The sequence below is a fragment of the Terrabacter sp. 2YAF2 genome (genome assembly GCF_052114705.1).
Taxonomy (GTDB): Bacteria; Actinomycetota; Actinomycetes; order Actinomycetales; family Dermatophilaceae; genus Terrabacter.
In genome coordinates this window covers 49,415-72,486 of the sequence record NZ_JBFRFG010000021.1, presented here as the reverse complement: position 1 = coordinate 72,486, position 23,072 = coordinate 49,415, and the positions used below count along the sequence as shown (strand labels likewise).

21 protein-coding genes are annotated in these 23,072 nt (G+C 71.3%); 4 read left to right on the top strand and 17 right to left on the bottom strand.

What is annotated here, in order from left to right; translation table 11 throughout:
* Nucleotides 1–10: 10 nt before the first annotated feature.
* The 3 genes from AB4030_RS19035 to ald all read right to left on the bottom strand — a co-directional run bounded on the left by AB4030_RS19035 (nt 11) and on the right by ald (nt 3,147).
* Entirely contained in the window at nt 11–847 is an 837-nt protein-coding gene (locus AB4030_RS19035; protein ID WP_442280787.1) for a ParA family protein, read from the bottom strand.
* A 204-nt stretch (nt 848–1,051) separates the two neighbouring features.
* Nucleotides 1,052–2,035, bottom strand: coding sequence for a site-specific tyrosine recombinase XerD (xerD, locus tag AB4030_RS19030; RefSeq protein WP_442280786.1), 984 nt, complete (start codon nt 2,033–2,035; stop codon nt 1,052–1,054).
* Entirely contained in the window at nt 2,032–3,147 is a 1,116-nt protein-coding gene (ald, locus tag AB4030_RS19025) for an alanine dehydrogenase (RefSeq protein ID WP_442280775.1), read from the bottom strand. Before ald ends, xerD begins: the two co-directional genes overlap by 4 nt.
* A gap of 203 nt (nt 3,148–3,350) precedes the next feature.
* Between ald and AB4030_RS19020 the strand changes: the two genes are divergently transcribed.
* Complete coding sequence (locus AB4030_RS19020; RefSeq protein ID WP_442280774.1) at nt 3,351–3,962, top strand: hypothetical protein; 612 nt, start codon at nt 3,351–3,353, stop codon at nt 3,960–3,962.
* A 21-nt stretch (nt 3,963–3,983) separates the two neighbouring features.
* Here AB4030_RS19020 and hisS read toward each other — a convergent pair whose 3' ends face one another.
* Nucleotides 3,984–5,351 carry a histidine--tRNA ligase gene (gene hisS / locus AB4030_RS19015; RefSeq protein WP_442280773.1) on the bottom strand — a complete coding sequence of 456 codons (1,368 nt, stop codon included), beginning with the start codon at nt 5,349–5,351 and terminating at the stop codon, nt 3,984–3,986.
* Complete coding sequence (locus AB4030_RS19010; protein ID WP_442280772.1) at nt 5,348–6,049, bottom strand: MBL fold metallo-hydrolase; 702 nt, start codon at nt 6,047–6,049, stop codon at nt 5,348–5,350. The genes hisS and AB4030_RS19010 overlap by 4 nt, the downstream gene beginning before the upstream one ends.
* Before the next feature lie 226 nt (nt 6,050–6,275).
* Between AB4030_RS19010 and AB4030_RS19005 the strand changes: the two genes are divergently transcribed.
* Both AB4030_RS19005 and AB4030_RS19000 read left to right on the top strand, forming a co-directional pair.
* On the top strand, nt 6,276–7,124 hold the full coding sequence (locus tag AB4030_RS19005) for a peptidylprolyl isomerase (RefSeq protein ID WP_442280771.1): 849 nt from the start codon (nt 6,276–6,278) through the stop codon (nt 7,122–7,124).
* On the top strand, nt 7,121–8,809 hold the full coding sequence (locus tag AB4030_RS19000) for a DUF349 domain-containing protein (RefSeq protein ID WP_442280770.1): 1,689 nt from the start codon (nt 7,121–7,123) through the stop codon (nt 8,807–8,809). Before AB4030_RS19005 ends, AB4030_RS19000 begins: the two co-directional genes overlap by 4 nt.
* Before the next feature lie 73 nt (nt 8,810–8,882).
* On the opposite strand, the gene AB4030_RS18995 is transcribed toward AB4030_RS19000, so the two are convergent.
* The 10 genes from AB4030_RS18995 to pdxT all read right to left on the bottom strand — a co-directional run bounded on the left by AB4030_RS18995 (nt 8,883) and on the right by pdxT (nt 19,498).
* Complete coding sequence (locus AB4030_RS18995; RefSeq protein WP_442280769.1) at nt 8,883–11,168, bottom strand: RelA/SpoT family protein; 2,286 nt, start codon at nt 11,166–11,168, stop codon at nt 8,883–8,885.
* Between the two features lie 28 nt (nt 11,169–11,196).
* Entirely contained in the window at nt 11,197–11,721 is a 525-nt protein-coding gene (locus tag AB4030_RS18990; RefSeq protein ID WP_442280768.1) for an adenine phosphoribosyltransferase, read from the bottom strand.
* A 76-nt stretch (nt 11,722–11,797) separates the two neighbouring features.
* Nucleotides 11,798–12,958, bottom strand: a complete 1,161-nt coding sequence (gene secF / locus AB4030_RS18985; protein ID WP_442280767.1) for a protein translocase subunit SecF — start codon at nt 12,956–12,958, stop codon at nt 11,798–11,800.
* On the bottom strand, nt 12,955–14,871 hold the full coding sequence (gene secD, locus AB4030_RS18980) for a protein translocase subunit SecD (RefSeq protein WP_442280766.1): 1,917 nt from the start codon (nt 14,869–14,871) through the stop codon (nt 12,955–12,957). The genes secF and secD overlap by 4 nt, the downstream gene beginning before the upstream one ends.
* 7 nt (nt 14,872–14,878) lie before the next feature.
* Nucleotides 14,879–15,241 (bottom strand): preprotein translocase subunit YajC, encoded by a 363-nt coding sequence (yajC, locus tag AB4030_RS18975; RefSeq protein ID WP_442280765.1) that lies wholly within the window; start codon nt 15,239–15,241, stop codon nt 14,879–14,881.
* 236 nt (nt 15,242–15,477) lie between these two features.
* Complete coding sequence (gene ruvB, locus AB4030_RS18970; protein ID WP_442280764.1) at nt 15,478–16,623, bottom strand: Holliday junction branch migration DNA helicase RuvB; 1,146 nt, start codon at nt 16,621–16,623, stop codon at nt 15,478–15,480.
* The gene (gene ruvA, locus AB4030_RS18965; RefSeq protein ID WP_442280763.1) at nt 16,620–17,222 is read right to left on the bottom strand and encodes a Holliday junction branch migration protein RuvA; all 603 of its coding nucleotides are present in this window, start codon (nt 17,220–17,222) and stop codon (nt 16,620–16,622) included. The genes ruvB and ruvA overlap by 4 nt, the downstream gene beginning before the upstream one ends.
* Nucleotides 17,219–17,893 carry a crossover junction endodeoxyribonuclease RuvC gene (gene ruvC / locus AB4030_RS18960; RefSeq protein WP_442280762.1) on the bottom strand — a complete coding sequence of 225 codons (675 nt, stop codon included), beginning with the start codon at nt 17,891–17,893 and terminating at the stop codon, nt 17,219–17,221. Before ruvC ends, ruvA begins: the two co-directional genes overlap by 4 nt.
* 142 nt (nt 17,894–18,035) lie before the next feature.
* Nucleotides 18,036–18,797: a YebC/PmpR family DNA-binding transcriptional regulator gene (locus AB4030_RS18955; protein ID WP_435985936.1), complete on the bottom strand. Its 762-nt coding sequence runs from the start codon at nt 18,795–18,797 to the stop codon at nt 18,036–18,038.
* A complete protein-coding gene (gene pdxT / locus AB4030_RS18950) occupies nt 18,794–19,498 on the bottom strand; it encodes a pyridoxal 5'-phosphate synthase glutaminase subunit PdxT (protein WP_442280761.1) in 705 nt (234 codons plus the stop codon). The genes AB4030_RS18955 and pdxT overlap by 4 nt, the downstream gene beginning before the upstream one ends.
* Nucleotides 19,499–19,625: 127 nt before the next feature.
* Between pdxT and kynU the strand changes: the two genes are divergently transcribed.
* On the top strand, nt 19,626–20,879 hold the full coding sequence (gene kynU / locus AB4030_RS18945; RefSeq protein ID WP_442280760.1) for a kynureninase: 1,254 nt from the start codon (nt 19,626–19,628) through the stop codon (nt 20,877–20,879).
* On the opposite strand, the gene AB4030_RS18940 is transcribed toward kynU, so the two are convergent.
* Both AB4030_RS18940 and pdxS read right to left on the bottom strand, forming a co-directional pair.
* Entirely contained in the window at nt 20,872–21,972 is a 1,101-nt protein-coding gene (locus AB4030_RS18940; protein WP_442280759.1) for a DUF4037 domain-containing protein, read from the bottom strand. The two genes, kynU and AB4030_RS18940, sit on opposite strands and share 8 nt — an antisense overlap.
* 105 nt (nt 21,973–22,077) lie before the next feature.
* Entirely contained in the window at nt 22,078–23,016 is a 939-nt protein-coding gene (pdxS, locus tag AB4030_RS18935; protein WP_442280785.1) for a pyridoxal 5'-phosphate synthase lyase subunit PdxS, read from the bottom strand.
* Between the last annotated feature and the right edge of the window lie 56 nt (nt 23,017–23,072).

The following is a 23,072-nucleotide window of genomic DNA, read 5'->3' as shown; positions in this document are numbered from 1 at the left end:
TCACTACGGATCAGGCCGCGGCACCGCGCGCGACGAGCTCGCGGGCGAGCTGGCGATAGGCGTTGGCACCGGAGTGGTCCGAGGAGTACGACGTGATCGGCTCGGCGGCGAGCGTCGCGTCGGGGAACTTCACGGTGCGGCTGATCACGGTGTGGAAGACCTGCTCGCCGAAGTGGTCGACGACGGAGCGCACTACCTCCCGGCTGTGCAGCGTGCGGCCGTCGTACATCGTGGCGAGGATGCCGTCGACCTGCAGGCGGGGGTTGAGCCGGTCGGTGATCTTGTCGATGGTGTCGATGAGCAGGGCGACACCGCGCATGGCGAAGAACTCGCACTCCAGCGGGATGACGACCCCGTGCGCGGCGGTGAGGGCGTTGACGGTGAGCAGGCCGAGCGACGGCTGGCAGTCGATGAGGACGATGTCGTACTCGTCGATGACGGGGCGCAGCACCCGGGCCAGGATCTGCTCACGGGCCACCTCACCGACGAGCTGGACCTCGGCGGCCGACAGGTCGATGTTGGCCGGCACGAGGTCGAGGTTCGGGGTGCGGGTGTGCTGGATGACGTCGTGGATGTCGTGGCCGCGCTCGATGAGCAGGTTGTAGATCGTCGTGTCGAGCTCCTGGGCGTTGACGCCGAGGCCCACCGAGAGCGCGCCCTGCGGGTCGAAGTCGACGACGAGGACCTTGCGGCCCAGCTCGGCCAGGGCCGCACCGAGGTTGATGGTCGTCGTCGTCTTGCCGACGCCGCCCTTCTGGTTGCACATCGCGATGATGCGCGCGGGTCCGTGGCTCGAGAGCAGCCCGGGCTCCGGGAAGTCGGGGAGCGGGCGGCCGGTCGGGCCCATCGCGCCGGATCCGGCGGACTCGGTGCCCGGCAGCTGCGCGACCCGAGGGGTGGCGCTGACCGGGCCGGGTCGGGGCTGTTCGAGGTCCTCGGACCGCACGGACTGCATGGTGTCGTGTGACTCCTCGTTCACCGGGTGTTCTACTCCGCTCGGCGTTGCCCTGAGATGCTGCGGTCAGCCTCGCGCTGATCACGTGTGACCTTATCAGCGGGCGCGGGGGTGGGCGCCCGCATAGACCTCGCGGAGGCGGTGCACCGAGACCATCGTGTAGATCTGGGTGGTCGTGACCGACGCGTGCCCGAGCAGCTCCTGGACGACGCGCACGTCGGCTCCCCCGTCGAGCAGGTGGGTGGCGAAGGAGTGGCGCAGCGTGTGCGGCGACACGTGCTCGGTGAGGTCGGCCCGCTCGGCGGCGCGCTGGATGACCGCCCACGCCGACTGGCGCGAGAGCCGGGCGCCGCGCTGGTTGAGGAAGAGCGCCGGACCGCCCCGTCCGTGCTGGGCGAGGGCCGGTCGGCCGCGCACGAGGTAGGCCGTCACGGCCTCCACGGCGTAGCGCCCCACCGGGACGACGCGCTCCTTGCCGCCCTTGCCGCGCAGCCGCACCGAGGCCCCTCCCCCGCTGGCCGGGCCACCTGCGGGGAGGCCGGGGTCGGCCGTCTCGAGGTCGTCGACGTCGAGGCCGACGGCCTCGCTGATCCGGGCGCCGATGCCGTAGAGCAGCTCGAGCAGCGCCCGGTCCCGGAGCGACTCGGGCGTGTCGCCGACCGACGCCGCCGCGAGCAGGCGTTCCACGGCCTCGAGCGGGATCGCCTTGGGCAGCCGTGCGGGCGGCTTGGGCGGGGCGACGTTGGCCGCCGGGTCCCCGGCCGCCTCGCCCTCGAGAGCCAGGAAGCGGTGGAAGCCGCGGACCGCCACGAGGGTGCGGGCGGCGGAGGAGGCGGCCAGACCGCGCTCGCGCAGCGACGCGAGGAAGTCGGTGACATCGGCCTCGGTGACCCGGCCGGCCTCGTCGATCCCCTTCGCGGCGAGGAAGGCGGTGTAGGCGCGCAGGTCCCGGGCGTAGGAGGTGAGCGTGTTGTCGGACGCGCCCTTCTCGACCCGGACGTGGTCGAGCCACCCGCGGACGTCGCGCTCGAGGCGCGAGAGCGGTGCCGCGGGTGGCCCGGTGACGACCTGGTCGGTCAGGACAGCGCCTCGTCGAGGCTGACCGACGCCATGCCGTGGGCCTCGGCCACCCCGGCGTACGTGACGTGGCCGTCGTGCGTGTTGAGGCCGAGCCCGAGCGCGTGGTCGGACCGCAGCGCGTCGCGCCACCCCTGGTTGGCGAGCTTCACGGCATACGGCAGGGTCGAGTTGGTCAGCGCGTAGGTCGAGGTGTTGGGCACCGCACCCGGCATGTTGGCCACGCAGTAGAAGACCGAGTCGTGCACGCGGTACGTCGGGTCGGCGTGCGTCGTCGGGTGGCTGTCCTCGAAGCATCCGCCCTGGTCGATGGCGATGTCGACGAGCACGGAGCCCGGCTTCATCTGCGACACGAGCTGGTTCGAGACGAGCTTGGGGGCTGCGGCCCCGGGGATGAGCACCGCGCCGATGACCATGTCGGCCTCCTGCACCTGCTGCTGGACCGTGAGCCGGTTCGAGGCCAGCCCGTGCACCTGGTTCTCGTAGCGCCAGAACGACATCCGGAGCTTGTCGAGGTCGGTGTCGAGCAGGGTGACGTCGGCCCCCATGCCCAGGGCGATGTTCGCAGCGTTCTGCCCCGAGACGCCGGCGCCGAGGATGACGACCTTCGCGTTGGCCACGCCACCGACGCCGCCCATGAGGACGCCGCGCCCGCCCTGCGCGCGCATCAGCGCGTGCGCACCGACCTGGGGCGCGAGGCAGCCGGCCACCTCGGACATCGGGTAGAGCAGCGGCAGGGCGCCCGAGGGCAGCTGCACCGTCTCGTAGGCGATGCCGGTGACCTTGCGCGCCACGAGCTCCTCGGTGAGCGGCTTGTCGGCCGCGAGGTGCAGGTAGGTGAAGAGGGTCAGGCCCTCTCGCATCCGGTGGTACTCCTCGGCCACGGGCTCCTTGACCTTGAGCACCATGTCGGCCTCGCCCCAGACGTCGTCGGCGGAACCGATGACGCGGGCCCCGGCTGCCACGTAGTCGTCGTCGCTGATCTGGGACCCGACGCCGGCGTCCTTCTCGACGAGGACGTCGTGCCCGTTCTCCACGAGCTCGTGGACGCCGGAGGGGGTGATGGCCACGCGGTACTCGTGGTTCTTGACCTCGCGGGGGATGCCGACCTTCATGCTGCTGCACTTCCTTCCGGACTGACTCGGCCACGGCGCCGTTGCCGCGGTGAGAAGGGGCCCTCAGGGGCCGCGAAGCCACTGTATCCGTGGCCGTCACGGCCCGGTCGGCAGCCGGCGAACTCCCCCCGGACTCGCCGCGCGCCTGCCGCCGTCGTCGCGCCCACGTGTGCTTTGGCGCGGTCTTCGCCACCATGGGGCGCGTGAAGCTCTACGCAGACACCCCGGCCCGGCGCACGCGACAGATCCTGTCCGACGTGCTCATGCTGCTCTGGATCGGGCTCTGGGTGTATGCCGGTCGCCAGGTCCACGACACCGTGGAGCAGCTGCGCGCGCCCGCCGACTCGATCACGTCGGCGGGCCGGTCGGTCAACGGCGCCCTCACCGGCGCGGGCGACCAGGCCGGGCAGATCCCGCTCGTGGGCGACCAGCTGAGGACGTGGCTGACCCAGGCCGCAGGGTCGGGCACGACCCTCCAGTCGGCGGGGACGTCCATGGCGGACACCGTCGACAGGCTCGCCCTGGGGCTCGGCCTCGTCATGGCGCTCGCACCCATCCTGGTCGTCCTCGCCGTGTGGCTCTACGTCCGAGTTCGCTTCGTGCGCAACGCGACCCAGTCGCAGCGCTTCATCGACGCCGGTGAGGACCTCGACCTCTTCGCGCTCCGGGCCATGTCGAACCAGCCGATGCGGGCGCTGGCACGCGTGTCCGAGGACCCGGCAGGTGCCTGGCGGCGACAGGACCGAGACGTCATCCGGCGCCTTGCCCTGCTCGAGCTGCGCGACCAGGGCCTGCGCCCACCGCCCGGCGCCTGACCCTCTCCTCCCGTCGAGTACTCAGTCGACGCGGGTGACCTGCGGGACGAGGTCCTCGGCCGGCGGGGTCCACGACTCGGCGGAAGCCGGGACCTGTTCACCCGAGCGGATGTCCTTGACCTCGTCGCCCGATTCGGCCGCGCCGGGGAACCAGACGTACGGGATGCCTCGCCGCTCGGCGTAGCGGATCTGCTTGCCGAAGCGCGCCGCCGAGGGGGCGACTTCGCAGGAGATGCCGCGTCGACGCAGCGCCGTCGCCACCGCGACCGCGCCCTCGCGCGACTCGTCGTCGGTCAGGGCCACGAGCACGGCGGCGGGTGTCGACCGGGACGCGGTGACGAGCCCGCGGCCGATGAGCAGGCCGAGGATGCGGGTCACGCCGATCGAGATGCCGACACCGGGGTAGGTGTTCCTCCCGTCGCTGGCGAGGGCGTCGTAGCGCCCGCCGGAGCAGAACGAGCCCCACGACTCGTGACCGATGAACTGGGTCTCGTAGACGGTGCCGGTGTAGTAGTCGAGGCCGCGCGCGATGCGCAGGTCGGCGACGAGCTTGCCCGGGGCGTGGGCCATTCCGGTGCGGATGACGTTCGCGAGTGACTCGAGTCCCTCGTCGAGCAGCGGGTGCTCCACACCGAGCGCGCGCACCTGCTCGACGAAGCCGAGGTCGGTCGAGCGGACGCCGGCGAGTGCGAGGCACTGGTCGGCCTGCTCAGGCGTCGTACCCGACTCGACGAGCAGCGCCTTGACCTTCTCCGGTCCGAGCTTGTCGAGCTTGTCGACGATCCGCAGGGTCCCGATGACGTCGGTGATCCCGATGCCCTGGTAGAAGCCGTTCGGGATCTTGCGGTCGTTGACCTGGATGACGAACTCGCCGACCGGGAACTTGCTGAACACGTCGGCGATGACGAGCGGCATCTCCGCCTCGAAGTGCGGCGAGAGCTGGCCCACGTCGACGACGTCGATGTCGGCCTGGGTGAACTCGCGGTAGCGGCCCTCCTGGGGCCGCTCGCCGCGCCAGGCCTTCTGGATCTGGTAGCGCCGGAACGGGAAGGCCAGCTTGCCGGCGTTCTCGAGGACGTAGCGGGCGAACGGCACCGTCATGTCGAAGTGCAGGCCCCAGCGGGCGTCGTCGCCGGCGCCACCGGCGAGGCGCGACACGGCGTAGATCTCCTTGTCGGCGTCCTCGCCCTGCGCGCTGAGCCGGTCGATCGGCTCGATGGACCGGGTCTCGACGGAGGAGAACCCGTGCAGCTCGAACGTCTCCCGGATGACGTCGAGGAACCGCTGCTCGACGATGCGCTCGGACGGGAGGTACTCGGGGAAGCCGCTGATCGGGGTGACCTTGGAGCTGGCCTTGGCAGCGGACTTCGAGGCGGGACGCGTGCTCACGCGGGCAAGTCTCTCAGGTAGGGGTTGGTGGTCCGCTCGTGGGCCATCGTCGTGGCCTGGTAGTGCCCGGGCAGCACGAGCGTCGTGTCGGGCAGGGGCAGCACGACGTCCCGCAGGCTGCGCTGCATCGCGGCCGGGTCGCCCCCGGGCAGGTCGGTGCGGCCGACGGAACCGGCGAAGAGGACGTCCCCGGTGACCATCGTGCGGTCGACGTCGACCTGATCGCGGATGCCGTCCGGGACGCGGTCGATGCCGAACATGACCGAGCCCTCGGTGTGCCCGGGGGCGTGCAGCACGTCGAACTCCATCCCGGCCAGGGTCAGACGGGTGCCGTCGGTGATCTCGACGACGTTGGTCGGCTCGGTCCACGTCGCAGCCGCCCCGAACTGCTGCTCGAACATCGCGATGAGCCCCGGGTTGCTGCGCCCGAGCAGGTCGTGGAGCCGGTAGCGGTCGTCGGCGTGGATGTAGGCAGCCGTGTCGGACCCGCAGACCGGCGTCACGGAGTAGACGTGGTCGACGTGCCCGTGCGTCAGCAGCACCGCAGCCGGCCGCAACCGGTGCCCTGTCAGGATCTCGCGCAGCGTCTCCTCGACCCCGACCCCCGGGTCGACGATGACGCACTCCTCCCCCGACTGCGGGGCGAGGACGTAGCAGTTGGTGTCGAAGGCCTGGGCGGGGAACGCGATCGTCAGCACGCTGGGAGCCTAGCGAGGACGCGATCCCGGGCATCCGGCATACGTCCTCGGTGGGCGGCGTCGACCGCTGAGGTATGCCGGGTCGACGCCGTTGGGAGCGCGATCGCGCCTCGGAGCCGAGATGTCACGGACTCGTGACCCCTCCCGCTGCGCCGGCCCCATCGTCGTTCCCTAAAATGACCGGACGCCCGGGGACCGCCCATGTGGCCCGTACGAGGAGAGGTTCGTGACCAAAGAGCAGGAACGCGCACGTGCGCGCCGCCGCCACGAGGAACAGCAGAAGAGCGCCAAGCCGCCGGTGGGCGACTCGACGCGCGACAAGCAGGTCTTCGGTGTGATCCTCGCGGTCATCCTCATCGTCGCAGCCGCCATCGTCGTCCCCAAGCTCGTCGGCAGCTCCGACGCGGCAACGCCCGCGGCCGCCTCGACGACGCCCGCCAGCACCGCGACCGGCACGCCGACCGGCGGACTCGCGGCCGGGCAGAAGCTCGCAGCCGGCTGCACGGCGCCCCCGGCGAACCAGACGGCCCCGAAGCAGCAGAAGGAGGTCCCGGCCAAGGCCACGGCTGCCGGCAAGACCTTCGTCGCGACCGTGAAGACGACGTGCGGCGACCTCACCTTCGAGCTCGACGGCACCAAGGCACCGCAGACCGTCGCGTCGTTCATCAACCTCGCCAAGACCGGCTACTGGGCCCCGAGCCCGTGCCACCGCGTCACCACGGAGGGTATCTACGTCCTCCAGTGCGGTGACCCCACCGGCAGCGGCCAGGGCGGCCCCGGCTACACCTTCGGCATCGAGAACGCCCCCAAGGACGGGAAGTACCCCACCGGCGTGCTCGCCATGGCCCGCACGCAGGACCCGAACAGCAACGGCGGCCAGTTCTTCATCACCTACAAGGAAACCCAGTTGCCCACCGACGGTGGTGGCTACACGATCTTCGGAAAGGTGACCAAGGGCCTCGACATCGTTGACAAGATTGCCGCCAACAAGGCCCTGCCACCCAGCCCGACGGACGGAACCCCCGTCTCCCCGATCAGCATCCTCAGCGTCAGCGTGACGGAGAAGAAGGCATGACCGACATCCAGCAGCCCGAGCCCGACGAGACCACCGACGCCGGGACGGATCCCGGCATCCCGGCCGGCACGTCCCCGGAGGCCGAGGCGCCGGCCCCCGTCACGGAGCCGGAGTCCGCCGAGCCGGCCGGCACCGCGCCGGTCGCTGCGGAGGCCGAGGAGTCGCCGGCGGCCGTCGCCGAGACCGCGGACGCCCTGGCCTCGGTGAGCAGCACGGAGGCAGCAGACACTGCCGAGGAGACGGCGACCGAGGAGACGGCGACCGAGGAGACGGCGACCGAGGAGACGGCGACCGAGGAGACGGCTGCGGACCCCTCGCCGGCGAGCATCCCCAAGCCGTCGTCGATCCCGACGCCGGCGGCGCTCGCCAAGGCCGTGCCGCACCCCACCGTGACGCCCGCGGCGCCGGCGCTGATCACGACCGACCACTCCGCGTCCGCGGCGTTCGGTCGCGTCGACGAGAACGGCACCGTCTTCGTGCGCACCAAGGACGGCGAGGAGCAGGAGGTCGGCTCCTACCCCGGCGCGACCGACGAGCAGGCGCTGACCTACTTCGCCCGCAAGTACGACGAGCTGTTCGCCTCGGCCGTGCTCCTCGAGCAGCGCCTCTCGCAGCCCGAGGTGCCGTCCAAGGACGTCGCCGAGGGACTCAAGACCCTGGCCGCGCAGGTCAAGGACGCGACCGTCGTCGGCGACCTCGACGCCCTCGCCACCAAGCTCGACGAGATCCAGTCCGGCCTGGCCGCCAAGCGCAACGTCGAGCAGCAGCACCGGGCCGAGGCTCGGGTCGCGGCCACGGCCGAGCGCGAGAAGATCGTCGCCGAGGCCGAGGAGATCGCGGGTCAGCCCGAGAACCGCATCCAGTGGAAGACCAGCGGCGCCCGGATGCGCGAGCTGCTCGACGAGTGGAAGGCCCACCAGCGCTCGGCCACGCGCCTCGACCGCGAGACGGAGTCGAACCTGTGGCAGCGGTTCAGCGCCGCCCGCAACGGCTTCGACAAGGCCCGTCGAAGCCACTTCGCCGGGCTCGACGCGCAGCACGCCGACGCGAAGAGCGCCAAGGAGCAGCTCGTCGCGGACGCCGAGAAGCTCGCGACGAGCACCGACTGGGCGGCCACCGCGGGTGCGTTCAAGCGACTCATGGACGAGTGGCGCCGCGCGGGCCGGGCCAGCCGGTCCGACGACGACAAGCTGTGGGCCCGCTTCAAGGCCGCCCAGGACAGCTTCTTCGCGGCCAAGGACGAGGTCGTCGCGGTCGAGGAGGAGCAGTACCGCGGCAACCTCGCCGTCAAGGAGGCCCTGCTCGTCGAGGCCGAGGCGATCCTGCCCGTCACCGATCTCGAGAAGGCCAAGGCCCAGCTGCGCGTCATCCAGGACAAGTGGGACGCCGCCGGCAAGGTCCCGCGGTCCGACATGGAGCGCGTCGAGAAGGCCATGCGGCGCATCGAGCAGACCGTACGTGACGCCGACGACCGCCGCTGGAAGTCGAGCAACCCCGAGGTCGCGGCCCGCGCCCGGGCCATGGTCGACCAGCTCGAGCGCGCCGTCGCCGACCTGCAGGACGACCTCGCGAAGGCCGAGGCGTCCGGCAGCGCGAGCAAGGTCAAGAAGGCCCGCGAGGCCCTCGAGGCCCGTCAGGTCTGGCTCGACCAGGCCCGCGCCGGCGTCGCCGAGTTCGGCGGCTGACCGAGGCACCACGCGCACGAGAAGGCCCGCCCCGCAAGCGAACTCGCCGGGCGGGCTCTCTCGTGCGCCACGGTCACATCGTCGACTTGCCGCCGTTGACGCGGTAGACGTCGAAGACGCCGTCGATCCGGCGCACCGCCTTGATGACGTGGTCGAGGTGGGCGGGATCGCCCATCTCGAAGGTGAACCGGGAGATGGCGACCCGGTCGCGCGACGTCTGCACCGAGGCCGACAGGATGTTGACGTGCTGGTCCGACAGGACGCGCGTGACGTCGCTGAGCAGGCGGTTGCGGTCGAGCGCCTCGACCTGCAGCTGGACGAGGAAGACGCTCGCCGAGCTGGGGGCCCACTCGACGTCGATGAGCCGCTCGGGGTTGGCCGTCAGCTGGTCGGCGTTGGTGCAGTCGACGCGGTGCACCGAGACACCGTTGCCCCGGGTCACGAACCCGATGATGGGGTCCCCCGGCACCGGGGTGCAGCACTTCGCGAGCTTGACCCACACGTCGGCGGTCCCGACGACGACGACCCCCGGGTCGCCCGGCTTGCGCCGGCTGGCTGCCCGCGTGGGGACGGTGGCCTCCGCGAGGTCCTCGGTGGCGCCCTCGACGCCACCCATCGACGCCACGACCTTGCCGACGACGTGCTGCGCCGACACGTGTCCCTCGCCCACGGCGGCGTACAGCGCCTCGATGTCCTGGTAGCGCAGGTCGGTCGCGACCGCCGTCATCGACTCGTGGCTCATCAGCCGCTGGAGCGGGAGGTTCTGCTTGCGCAGGGCCTTGGCGATCGCGTCCTTGCCGGCGTCGATGGCCTCCTCGCGCCGCTCCTTGGAGAACCACTGCTTGATCTTGTTGCGGGCGCGGGGGCTCTTGACGAACTGGAGCCAGTCGCGCGAGGGCCCGGCACCGTCGGCCTTGCTCGTCAGCACCTCGACGACGTCGCCGTTCTCGAGCGTCGACTCGAGCGGGACGAGGCGGCCGTTGACGCGCGCACCGATGCAGTGGTGCCCGACCTCGGTGTGGACGGCATAGGCGAAGTCGACGGGCGTGCCGCCCACGGGGAGCGCGACGACCGACCCCTTCGGCGTGAAGACGTAGACCTCGCTGCTGCCCATCTCGAAGCGCAGCGAGTCGAGGAACTCCCCCGGGTCCTCGGTCTCGCGCTGCCAGTCGAGCAGCTGGCGCAGCCACGCCATGTCGTTCTGCGGCGTGATCTCGCCGGGACGCGCGGGACCGCCGCCGTTGTTCTGGTCCTTGTACTTCCAGTGCGCCGCGACGCCGTACTCGGCCCGGCGGTGCATCGTGTGCGTGCGGATCTGGATCTCGACCGGCTTGCCCTGCGGGCCGATGACCGTCGTGTGCAGCGACTGGTACATGTTGAACTTCGGCATCGCGATGTAGTCCTTGAACCGGCCCGGGACCGGGTTCCACCGCGAGTGGAGGGCGCCCAGCGCCGCGTAGCAGTCGCGCACCGTGTCGACGAGCACCCGGACGGCGACGAGGTCGTAGATCTCCTCGAAGTCGCGACCCCGCACGATCATCTTCTGGTAGACGGAGTAGTAGTGCTTGGGCCGACCCGTCACGACGGCCTTGATCTTGGCGGCCGTGAGGTCCTCGGTGACCTGGGCGCGCACGCCGGCGAGGTACTCCTCGCGGGCCGGGGCGCGCTCGGCGACGAGGCGCACGATCTCGTCGTACACCTTCGGGTAGAGCGTCGCGAACGAGAGGTCCTCGAGCTCCCACTTGATGGTGTTCATGCCGAGGCGGTGCGCGAGGGGCGCGTAGATCTCGAGCGTCTCGTTGGCCTTGCGCTTGGCCGACTCGGCGCTGACGTAGCGCCACGTGCGGGCGTTGTGCAGCCGGTCGGCGAGCTTGATGACGAGGACCCGGATGTCGCGCGCCATCGCGATGACCATCTTGCGCACGGTCTCGGCCTGCGCGGCCTCGCCGTAGGTGACCTTGTCGAGCTTGGTGACGCCGTCGACGAGCATCGCGATCTCGTCGCCGAAGTCGCGCCGCAGCTCGTCGAGGCTGTATGCCGTGTCCTCGACGGTGTCGTGCAGCAGCGCCGCCGCGAGCGTCGGGGGCGTCATGCCGAGCTCGGCGAGGATCGTCGTCACGGCGAGCGGGTGCGTGATGTACGCGTCGCCGCTCTTGCGCATCTGCCCCTCGTGCGCGTGCTCGGCGACGGCATACGCCCTCTCGATGACCGACAGGTCCGCCTTCGGGTGGTTCTGGCGGACCGCGGTCATGAGGGGCTCGAGGACGGGGTTGCCGGCCGGCCGGGTGGCCCCGAAGCGAGCGAAACGGGCGCGCACCCGCGACGGGGTGGACAGCTCGTTGCGGACGTCCTCGCTCATGAAGTGAGTCTAGGCCGTCCGTCCGGGATCACAGCGTGAGGATCGCGCTGACGGGCCGGTCCGCGAGACGCTTGCGGCCCTCGAGGAAGGCCAGCTCGAGGACGACCTCGATCGCGGCCACCTGTGCGCCTGCGCGCTCGACGAGCAGTGCGGTGGCCTCGGCGGTCCCCCCGGTCGCGAGGACGTCGTCGATGACGAGGACCCGCTGTCCGGGCTCGAAGGCGTCGGTGTGCACCTCGATCTCGGCCGTGCCGTACTCGAGGGCGTAGGACTCCTTGAGGGTCTCCCCCGGGAGCTTGCCCGCCTTGCGGACCGGCACGATGCCCAGACCGAGCTCGTAGGCCACCGCGGCACCGAGGATGAACCCGCGGGCCTCGATGCCGACGACGACGTCGACCTGCCCGGCGTACCGGCCCGCGATGTCGCGCACGAGCTCGCCGAGGGCGTGGCCGTCCGCGATGAGCGGCGTGAAGTCCTTGAAGAGGACCCCGGGCTTCGGGAAGTCCGGGATGTCACGCAGCTTGCTCGCGACGAGGTCACTGATCTGGCTCACGCCATCTCCTGGTGGTGGTTGGAACGAGCGGTCGTGGGCCGACCGCTCCGATGGGACCGCTGCCGCGGGCCCGTCGTCAGCGCCGCGACTTCGGGGCGCGCTTGGGCTGGTTGCGCGGCCCGGCCTGGGCGTACTTGTGCACCGGACGCGGCATCCCCTCGGCCGAGGCCGACGTCGAGTCAGAAGCCACCTCGGCCGCCCCGGTGGAGTCGGCGCCGACGACCGCCGGTTCGGGGACGCCGTGGGGAGCCGCAGGGCCCTGCTTGGCGCCGTGGCGCGCGACGTACGCGTCGAGCTCGCGGACCGCGGGCTCGTTGCGACGCAGGTCGACGAGCAGCGGCGTGGCGATGAAGATCGACGAGTAGGCGCCGACGGCGATGCCGATGAACAGCGCGAGCGACAGGTCGAGCAGCGTGCCGGGCCCGAGCAGGGTGAAGCCGACGAAGAGCACGGCGGCGATCGGCAGGAGCGCGACGACGGTCGTGTTGATCGAGCGGACCAGGGTCTGGTTGACCGCGAGGTTGGCCGCCGCGGAGTACGTCATGCGCTTCGTGCGGAAGGCCTCCGCGGTGTTCTCGCGGACCTTGTCGAAGACGACGACGGTGTCGTAGAGCGAGTAGCCGAGGATCGTCAGGAAGCCGATCATCGACGACGGGGTGATCTCGAATCCGAAGAGCGCATAGATGCCGACGGTGATGACGAGGTCGTGCAACAGCGCCACGAGGCCCGAGACGGCCATCTTCCACGTCCGGAAGTAGAGCGCCATGACGATCGTCACGAGGACGAGGAAGACGACGAGGCCCCGGATCGCCTGCTGGCTGACCGACTGTCCCCAGCTGGGCCCGATGAGCGAGGCACTGACCGCGTTCTTGTCGACACCGAACTGCTGGGCGAGCGCCGCACTGGCCTCGTCGGTGCGGTCCGACGCCGCCTCGGACTGCACGCGGACGGTGTCCTGGCCGATGATCGTCGAGATGACGTTGCCCGGGATGCCCGCGGTGGAGATCGCGGACTGCGCCTTCTCCTCGTAGCCCTGGCTGTTTGAGACGCCCTGGACGCGGAACTCGGAGCCACCGCTGAACTCGATGCCGAAGTTCAGGCCCTTGACGAAGATGCCGACGAGGGCGAAGGCGATGAGGACGGCCGAGAGGGCGTACCACGTCTTTTGGCGCTTGATGAAGTCGACCGAGCGCTTGCCGGTGTAGAGGTCGTTCCCGACCTGGGAGAAGTTGATCATGCCTGGGCCTTCCCCTCGGCGATGCGGGCCGAGCCCACGGTGGCGGGCGGGCGCTGGGCGCCGGGTGCCCCGAACTGGCCGCGACCGCGGTAGCGGACCGACTCCTTGGCGCCGAGGCGCTGCGGGTCGAGACCCGACCACTTGTGACCGTTGCCGAAGAACTCCGTGCGGGCCAGCAGCTGCACCGTCGGGTGCGTGAAGAGCATGACGACGAGCAGGTCGATGAGGGTGGTCAGGCCGAGGGTGAAGGCGAAGCCGCGGACGTTGCTCGAGGCCAGGAGGTAGAGCACGACGGCCGCGATGAAGTTCACGCCGTCCGCCGCGATGATCGTGCGCCGCGCGCGCTTCCAGCCGGTCTCGACGGCGGCGACGAGCGGGCGACCGTCTCGCACCTCGTCGCGGATGCGTTCGAAGTAGACGATGAAGCTGTCGGCCGTGACGCCGATGGCCACGATGAGGCCGGTGACCCCGGCCATGGTGAGGCGGAAGCCGTGCGTCGTGCCGAGAATCGTGACCGCGAGGTAGGTGATGACCGAGGCGACGACGAGCGAGGCGACGGTGACGAGGCCGAGCGCGCGGTACTGGAACAGCGAGTAGACGACGACGAGCAGCAGGCCGATGAAACCGGCGAGCAGGCCGATGCGGAGCTGCTCCTCACCGAGCTGGGGGGTGATGTTGTCCTGCGTCTGCAGGGCGAAGGAGATCGGCAGGGCACCGAACTTCAGCTGCTCGGCGAGCTGCTTGGCGGAGTCGATGGTGAACGAGCCGGTGATCGAGGCCCGCCCGTCGGTGATGACGGCACGCGCCTGGGGGGCCGTGATGACGGCCTTGTCGAGCACGACCGCGAACTGGTCGAGGGGCGGCTGGGACTGCAGGCCGTAGAGCCGCTTGGTGACGGCGGCGAACTTGGCCTTGCCGGCGTCCTTGAACGACAGGGCGACCTCGACGATGGAGGTCGGCTGGCCGTTGGGGCCGGGCTGGTAGCCGCTCGTCGCGTCGGCGATCTCGCTGCCGTCGATCTCGCTCGGGCCGAGGACGTATTTCGTGGTGCGGTCCTCGCCACACGTGGCGATGGGCTGCGTGGGGTCGTCCTGGACCTTGTCGACCGCTCCGGGGGTGGAGCAGTTGAGTGCGGTGTACGCCTTGGCGACCTTCGCAGCGGCCGCGTCGGCCTTGGCCTTGTCCCAGCCGAGGCCCACGAGACCCGTGCTGGCCTGCGTCTTGACGGCCGCCTCGGTCTCTGCCGGGGTCGGGGCTGGAGCCGTCTGCGTGGCCGCCGGTGCCGGCGTCGCGGGGGCAGTCGCCGTGGCCGAAGGCGCCGGGGTGGCCGGCGTCGTGGCCGCACGCAGCGCGTCGGGGACGACGCCGTTCTGCGCGGTCGGGGACGCCGAGGGGGTCACGGTGCCGCTCGCCTTGGGCGTCCCGGTCGCTGCGCCGGTCGCCGTGCCCGACGGGGTGCCGGTGGGCGTCGCCGTGCCGCTCGGCGTGCCGCCCGGCTTGACCTGGGTGGCGTTGCTGTCGAGGGCCTGGACGTAGACGGCCCGGAAGCGCAGCTGCGACGGCTTCTTGAGCGCGTCGAGCTGCTCGGCCGTCGGCTGCCCGGGGATGGAGACGACGATGCTCTTGCCGCCCTGGGTGGTGATCTCGGCCTCGGAGACCCCGTTGGCGTCGATGCGCTGGCGGATGATGTCGACGGCCCGGTTGACCTGGCCCTCGCTGATCGTCTCGGTGCCGGTGAGCTGGGGCTGGAGCACGAGCTCCGTGCCGCCCTCGAGGTCGAGGCCGAGGCGGGGGGTCATGGACCCGCCGCCCCACTTCGTCAGGCCGACTGCGAGGCCGCCGAGGGCGAGGATGACGACGACGAGCGCCAGGAGGCTCCGTCTCGCCGACTTCTTGGTGGAGCTGCGTGCCACGAAAGCCTCACTGACCGTTCTGCTGGGAGCCCGGGGTCGTACCCGGTGCGTCGTCGGCCGGCGGGGCGTCGGTGGCCGATGCCTCCGGAGTGCCGTGGGTGGCCGCCGTGTCGGACTGCTTCATCGCGATGGCGCGCCGGTCCACGCGGATGGTGGTGCCCTCGGCGATCTCGAGCCACGCGGTGCTGTCGTCGAGATGCGTGACGACGCCGTAGATGCCCGAGGAGGTGACGATCCGGTCGCCGACGTCGAGGGACGAGCTGAAGTTGCGCATCTGCTTCATCCGCTTGTTCTGGGTGAAGAACAACCAGCCCAGCAGCAGCAGGGGCAGGGCGAAAATCAGCAACGAGAAGCTCCCGTTGTTGTTCATGTCAGCTCAGTCCTTCGTGTCATCGTCCGGGCGTTGCACGCGCGCGTCACGACCCGTGCGTCGGGTCGGATGTCGCGTCAACGACCGGGGGCACCGGATGGTGCCGCGGCAGCGGCGATGGTGCCCGCAGGAGTCTACGTGCGCCGGTGCAGTTTGTCAGACCGGATCGGGCCGGTGCGGCGACGTCGAGTGTCACGTTTTGGTCGCATTCGGAGGGGTCCTGTCATTGCGCGAGATCAGCCCTCGAAACGCGCGCCTCCGGCCTCGTCGATCGGCAGCGTGGCGGTCCAGAGCGCCTGCGAGTCCCGGGGCGGGGTGAGGCCGAGGTGCTCCCACGCAAGGCTCGACGCGGCTCGTCCGCGGGGGGTCCGCACCATGAAGCCCTCCCGGACCAGGTAGGGCTCGGCGACCGTCTCGACGGTGTCGGGCTCTTCACCCACGGCGACGGCCAGGGTCGAGAGCCCGACCGGGCCGCCGTTGAAGCGCCGACAGAGGGCCTCGAGGACTGCGCGGTCGAGGCGGTCGAGGCCGCGCTCGTCGACGTCGAACAGCTCCAGCGCCTGGCGCGCCGCCGAATGCGTGACGCGATCCTCGCCGTGCACCTGCGCCCAGTCGCGGACGCGCCGCAGCAGGCGGTTGGCGATGCGTGGCGTGCCACGGGAGCGCAGGGCGATCTCGCGGATGCCGTCCTCGTCCGCGTCGAGCCCGAGCAGACGGGCCGAGCGGTGCAGGATGGTCACGAGGTCGGCGGCGGCGTAGTAGTCCAGGTGCCCCGTGAAGCCGAACCGGTCGCGCAGCGGTGCGGGTAGGAGCCCGGCGCGCGTCGTGGCGCCGACCACGGTGAACGGCGGGAGCTCGAGTGGGATCGCCGTGGCGCCCGGCCCCTTGCCGATGATGACGTCGACACGGAAGTCCTCCATGGCGAGGTAGAGCATCTCCTCTGCCGAGCGCGACATCCGGTGGATCTCGTCGAGGAAGAGGACCTCCCCCTCGGCGAGCGAGGAGAGCACCGACGCGAGGTCGCCCGCGTGCTGGATCGCCGGCCCCGAGGTGATGCGGATGGGCTGTTCGAGCTCGCCTGCGACGATCATCGCGAGGGTGGTCTTGCCGAGCCCGGGTGGCCCGGAGAGCAGGACGTGGTCGGGTGGGGTGCCGCGTCGCTTCGCGGCCTTGAGGACGAGCCCCAGCTGGTCGCGGACCCGCGTCTGCCCGGGGAAGTCGTCGAGGCGCTTGGGGCGCAGCGCTGCCTCAACCTGGCGCTCGTCGGTGTCGCCGACGGCGTCGACGATGCGCGCGGTCGCGTCGAACGACCCGTCGTCCCAGACCTCGGGCTCAGCGCCGGTGTCGAGCTCCCACGTGCCGTCCGAGCGGTCGACGCTCATCGGCCGAGCTCCTGCAGAGCGGCGCGCAGCAGCGCCGAGACGCCGGCACCCTCGGCGGCCAACGGTGCGACCTTGTCGAGGGCGTCGTCGGCCTGCCGTGCGGTCCAGCCGAGACCGACGAGGGCCTCACGGACCTGTTCGCGCCAGGCCTCGCCGCCGTCGAGGTGGACGGGGTCGGACTGGCCGGCCGATCCGGGCAGCGCGCCGAGCTTGTCCTTGAGCTCGAGGACCATCCGCTCCGCGCCTTTCTTGCCGATGCCCGGCACCTTGGTCAGCGCGACGAGGTCACCGGTGCCGAGAGCCACGCGGACGGCATCCGGCGAGTGCACGGCGAGCACGGCCAGGGCGAGACGTGGACCGACGCCGGACACGGTCTGGACCGTCTCGAAGACGTGCTTCTCGTCGTCGGTGGCGAAGCCGTAGAGCGTCAGGGAGTCCTCGCGCACGACGAGGCTCGTGGCGAGCTCGGTGGGCTGACCCAGCCGGACGGACGTGGCGGTCGCAGGCGTCGTGTGCACGAGCATGCCGACGCCGCCGACGCCGACGACGACGGAGTCGAGGCCGACCTTGAGGACGGTGCCGGAGAGCGAGGCGATCATCGGGGCTGGGCTCCAGAGTGCGGTGGTGGGGTGCGGTCGGGCGAGGTGGGCCGGGCGGCCCTGGAGGTCTGGGTCGACGCGGCCCGCAGCCGCTGCACGGGAGGCGCGGCGCCCGGCGGGACCCGGCGGGGGATGCCGCTCCCCCGCTTGCCGGTGCGCGCGAGCACCTCGAGCCGGGCCTCCTCGAGCCGGTTCTGCGTGCCGCCGCGCCACACGTGGCAGATGGCGAGGGCGAGGGCGTCGGCCGCGTCGGCCGGCTTCGGCGGGGTGTCGAGACCGAGGAGGCGGGTCACCATCGTGGTGACCTGCGCCTTGTCCGCCCGGCCGCTGCCGCTGACAGCGGCCTTGACCTCGGTCGGCGTGTGCAGCGTGACCGGAAGGCCGAGTCGCTCGGCGATGATCATGACGATCCCCGTCACCTGGGCGGTGCCCATGACGGTGGAGACATTGGTGTCGGCGAAGACGCGCTCGATGGCCACGGCCTCGGGACGGTGCCGGGCGAACCACTGCCGCATCTCGTCCTCCACCGCGACGAGACGTCGCGGCGTGGGGTCGCCCGACGGGGTGCGGATGACGCCCACGTCGACGAGGGCGAGCTTGCGGCCCGGCACGCCGTCGACGACGCCCACACCGCACCGCGTGAGCCCGGGGTCGACCGCGAGGACGCGCACGGCATACCTCCAGGTCTGTGGGCGGGGCGGATGATCCGAACAGGTGTTCGGGACAACGCTAACCGCCCTCCCCCGAAAGAACGGGAGGCACGCCGGTCCCGGCGTGCCTCCCGTGCTGCGGCTGGCGCCGGCTGATGTGGGCTCAGTCCTCGTCGTCGTCGAGCTGGGCGAGGACGTCGTCGGGGATGTCGCCGTTGGCGAAGACGTTCTGCACGTCGTCGCTGTCCTCGAGGGCCTCGATGACCCGGATCATCTTCTTCGCCCCGTCGAGGTCGAGCGGGACCTGCAGGTTCGGCACGAACGACGCCTCGGCCGACTCGTAGTCGATGCCGGCGTCCTGGATCGCCTTGCGGACCGCGACGAAGTCGGTGGCCTCGGAGATGATCTCCCACGTGTCGCCGTTGTCGTTGACCTCCTCGGCGCCCGCCTCGAGCACGACCTCGAGGATGTCGTCCTCCGAGCCGGCGTCCTTGAGGACGGTCACGACGCCCTTGCGGTTGAAGACGTAGGACACCGAGCCCGGGTCGGCGAGCTGGCCGCCGTTGCGGGTCAGCGCCGTGCGCACCTCGGCGGCGGCGCGGTTGCGGTTGTCGGTGAGGCACTCGATGAGGACCGCGACACCGTTGGGGGCGTAGCCCTCGTACATGATCGTCTGCCAGTCGGCCGCGCCCGCCTCGGCACCCGACGCGCGCTTGACGGCGCGGTCGATGTTGTCGTTGGGCACCGAGGTCTTCTTCGCCTTCTGGATGGCGTCGTAGAGCGTCGGGTTGCCGGCGGGGTCGGCGCCGCCCTGACGGGCCGCGACCTCGATGTTCTTGATGAGCTTGGCGAAGAGCTTGCCGCGCTTGGCGTCCTTGGCCGCCTTCTGGTGCTTCGTGGTGGCCCATTTGGAGTGGCCGCTCATGCAGTGTCCTCGCGTTCCGGTGACTGGCGTGCACCCGACTGCTGGAGTCGGTGCTCTCTGACGATCGAGACGAACTCGGCGTGGATCCGGCGGTCTGCGCCCACCTCCGGGTGGAAGGAGGTGGCCATCAGGTTGCCCTGCCGGACCGCGACGATCTTACCGGCGGCCGCGCCCTCGCTCACGCGGGCGAGCACGTCGACGGCTGGTCCCGCCTCCTCCACCCATGGGGCGCGGATGAAGACGGCATGGACGGTGCCGGTGTCGGACGGGTCGCTCCAGGCGTAGTCGAGGTCCTGCTCGAACGAGTCGACCTGGCGGCCGAACGCGTTGCGGCGCACGGTGATGTCGAGGCCACCGAGGGTCTGCTGGTCGGGCCGGGCATCGGCGATGCGGTCGGCGAGCATGATCATGCCGGCACACGAGCCGTAGACAGGCATCCCCTCGGCGATCCGGAGCAGCAGCGGCTCCCGCAGGTCGAAGGCCCGGACGAGCTTGTCCATCACGGTCGACTCGCCCCCGGGGATCACGAGACCGTCGATCCCCTCGACCTCGGCCGGACGCCGGACCAGCACGGCCTCGGCGCCGAGCGCGGTGAGTGCCGCCAGGTGCTCGCGGACGTCGCCCTGGACGGCGAGGACGCCGATGCGCGGCGCCGTGGCCGGGCCGGTCGTCGCTCTGGGGGTCGTGCTGGTGATGCTCACCGGGTCAGCGTAGAGCGCGTGTCCCGCCGGCCGTGCCACGGGTCGGCGTGCGGGAACCGTCTCGGATCCGAGACCTGGGCGGGAACCGCCCTGACATCGGCTCCGCGCCACCGGATACGTTGCGGCCATGACGACGGTGACCGCTCCTGAGGACCTGACCGCCCGCGCGACGACGGCCGACGCGAACTCGCCGCTGCGCGGCACGCGAGACCTCTTCACGCTTCCTGACGACGTGATCTACCTCGACGGCAACTCCCTCGGGGCGCTGCCGAGCGCCGTGGCCGCCGTCGTCGACGACGTCATGCGCCGGCAGTGGGGAGAGCGCCTCATCCGCTCGTGGAACGAGGCCGACTGGTGGGGCGCCCAGACCCGGGTCGGCGACCGCGTCGGTCGTCTGGTCGGAGCGGCGCCGGGTCAGGTCGTCGTGACGGACTCGACCTCGGTCAACCTCTTCAAGGCCGTCATCGGGGCCGGGCGGCTGCGGCCCGGCCGCCGCGTCGTGCTGACCGATCCGGACTCGTTCCCGACCGACCTCTACATGACCGAGTCGGCCGCCGCGCTGGCCGGCCTCGAGGTGCGGCGCGTGCACCCTCGTGAGGCCGTGGACGCCATCGCCGAGGTCGGTGACGCCCTCGCGCTCGCCTCCTACTCGAGCGTCGACTACCGGACCGGCGAGCTCTGGGACCTGCGCGCGATCACGGAGGCAGCTCACGCGGTCGGCGCGCTCGCGTGCTGGGACCTCTGCCACTCTGCGGGCGTTCTCGAGGTGGGCCTCGATGCCGGGGGCGCCGACCTCGCCGTCGGCTGCGGCTACAAGTACCTCAACGGCGGTCCGGGCGCGCCCGCCTTCCTCTACGTGGCAGCCCGGCACCAGGACGACTTCGACCAGCCGCTGACCGGCTGGCAGGGACACGCCCACCCGTTCGAGATGCGCCCCGACTACGAGCCGGCCCCCGGCATCACCCGCGCCCGCGTCGGCACCCCACCCCTGCTCTCGGTGCTCGCCCTCGAGGCTGCGCTGACGGCATACGACGGGCTCTCCCCCGCCGACGTCCGGGCCGCCTCGCTCTCGGTGACCGGGACCTTCATCGAGGCGCTCGACGCGCTCGGTGTCGACCTGCCGCTGGCGACCCCGCGCGAGCCGGAGCGGCGCGGGTCGCAGGTGTCGCTGCGCCACCCGCAGGCGTTCGCCGTCGTCCAGGCGCTCATCGCGCGCGGCGTCATCGGTGACTTCCGCGAGCCCGACATCATCCGGCTCGGCTTCGCCCCGCTCTACGTGACGCACGTGGACGCGGTGCGCGCAGCCGTCCACGTGGCGCAGGTGCTCGAGAGCCGCGAGTTCGAGCGCGCGGAGTTCGCCCAGCGCGGCGCCGTCACCTGACGCGTCGTGTTGCCGATGATGTTGCGTCCGGTGGGGTGATCACCCCACCAGGTGCGGCATCATCGGCCACTCGATCCCGTGGTGGCCGCCGTCGGCCAGGGTGCACGAGCACGTCTACGTTGTCGCTCACCTGCTCCGCGGAGCCGACCCCTCGGGGCAGCGATCGCACGGCCGGGTCGCGGATGCTCTCGGCGACCACGGTGACGGCGGTGTCGCGCACCCCGAGGTAGGGACGGTCCCAGAACCGCTCGACCGGATCGTCGACGGTCGGGAGTCCGGCGTCGGCCTGCAGCCGGCGGAGCGCTCGCAGGGCATCGACCACGCCGGACTCGCGCTCGTGCCAGTGGTTCGCGGTGAGGGCTGCATCCAGCGGGCCGGCCGCCACCCTCGCGCGTGGGAGTCGCGCAAAGCTCGTGCCGAGCCACTTGGCGTAGGGCGGCCACCGGCGCTCGAGCAGGTGGCCGAGGTGCATGGCGATCCCCGCCAGCCGCGCCGTCAGCACCCGTGAGCCGAGGTCGTCGCCGCGCTCGCCGGTCCGACCGATGAACGGGAGCTCCTGCGCGAGACGCGCCCAGTCCGTCGCGACGACGTGGCGCCAGACGTCGTCGGGGTACCACTCGAGCGTTCGCCGTATGCGGTCCAGCTCCCCCGCGCCGTCGGCGAACACGTCGCCCGCGGTGACCTCGAGGACGGCCTGTCCGGTCAGCGACAGCCAGTCGCCGACGGTGAGGTCGGTCGTGGGGTCCACGCCGAGCCGCGACACGGCGAGCTCGCGGGCCGTCTCCACCTGCACGCGGTGGCGCACGACCGGGTCCCACGTCGTCGCGAACCGGGTCGGGTGACCCGCGAACGACTCGGGGAGGTGCTCGCCGAGGTGCGCGTCGACCGCCGCGACGAGCCCGCCCGGGACGAGGAGGTTGAGGCGCAGGCCCCAGTCGTGGTCGCGCGACATCGCGTCGTCGAGGCCGAGGACGTCGGATCCGCTCCCGAGGCGGGCGGCGGCATACGGAAGCCTCGGCCAGCGCGCTGCGACGGCGGGACGCACGACGTGCTCGAAGTAGGACCTGGAGAGCTCGGATCCGGACGGGGCCACGGCACGATGGTGCCAGTCCCGGCCCGTCGGCCGGGTGAGCACGTATGCCGCCGCGCCCGGTGGGGCACGACGGCATACGTCAGCAGATGGCTGGGTGGCCGGAGGTCACCAACCGCGCTCGGCGAGCCGGTGCGGCTGCGGGATCTCGTCGACGTTGATGCCGACCATGGCCTCGCCGAGGCCGCGCGACACCTTGGCGATGACGTCGGGGTCGTCGTGGAAGGTCGTCGCCTTGACGATGGCCTCGGCGCGCTGGGCCGGGTTGCCGGACTTGAAGATGCCGGAGCCGACGAAGACGCCCTCGGCGCCGAGCTGCATCATCATGGCGGCGTCGGCGGGGGTCGCGATGCCGCCGGCGGTGAAGAGCACCACGGGGAGCTTGCCGGCCTCGGCGACCTCCTTGACGAGCTCGTAGGGGGCCTGCAGCTCCTTGGCCGCGACGTAGAGCTCGTCGGGGCTCATCGAGTGCAGGCGGTTGATCTCGGCCCGGAGGGTGCGCATGTGCGTCGTCGCGTTGGAGACGTCACCGGTGCCGGCCTCACCCTTGGAGCGGATCATCGCCGCGCCCTCGGTGATGCGGCGCAGCGCCTCGCCGAGGTTGGTCGCGCCACAGACGAAGGGCACGGTGAACTGCCACTTGTCGATGTGGTTGGCGTAGTCGGCGGGGGTGAGCACCTCGGACTCGTCGATGTAGTCGACGCCGAGGCTCTGGAGCACCTGCGCCTCGACGAAGTGGCCGATGCGGGCCTTGGCCATGACGGGGATCGAGACGGCCTCGATGATGCTGTCGATCATGTCGGGGTCGCTCATGCGCGAGACGCCGCCCTGGGCGCGAATGTCGGCCGGGACGCGCTCGAGGGCCATGACGGCGACGGCGCCGGCGTCCTCGGCGATCTTCGCCTGCTCGGCGGTGACGACGTCCATGATGACGCCGCCCTTGAGCATCTCGGCCATGCCGCGCTTGACGCGGGTCGTGCCGGTGGAGCCCGTGGTGTGCTGGTCAGCCGCGGGGGTGCTGCCCGAGGTCGGGGTGGTGCTCACGATGTCCTGCTTTCCCGTGTTCTGGAGTGGGGTTGCACAAAGGGTAGGCCCCCGCGAGG